The organism is Psychrobacter sp. TB20-MNA-CIBAN-0197, from assembly GCF_040309765.1.
In the GTDB taxonomy this organism is placed as follows: Bacteria; Pseudomonadota; Gammaproteobacteria; order Pseudomonadales; family Moraxellaceae; genus Psychrobacter; species Psychrobacter submarinus.
On the sequence record NZ_JBEOPC010001277.1, the window covers coordinates 1 to 241 of the forward strand.

The 241-nt window shown below is 56.0% G+C and carries 1 protein-coding gene; it reads left to right on the plus strand.

Annotation, left to right across the window (positions count from 1 at the left end):
* Positions 1 to 200: hypothetical protein (locus AAEY83_RS18075; protein ID WP_351061454.1), on the plus strand; the 200-nt coding region annotated here is incomplete at its 5' end.
* Between the last annotated feature and the right edge of the window lie 41 nt (positions 201 to 241).

A 241-nucleotide genomic window follows, 5' to 3' on the forward strand; every position in this document is an offset into this window, starting at 1 on the left:
GCACCAAGCTGTGCATGTCCACCTGGAACCAGTTCATGGCCGCCCTGCCCGATCTGCGGGTTGGCGTGACCTATCTGCCGATCCCCCTGGGCGGCTTGCTGACGCTGATTTTTGTCGTGGAAAAACTCTTGCTCGGTGACCAGAGCAAACGTCGGGTCGTGCAGTTCGACCTGGTTGAAGAAAGTGAAGGTGCCGTTTAATGGACGCTCTGATCCTGCTGGGCAGTTTTATCGTATTGATC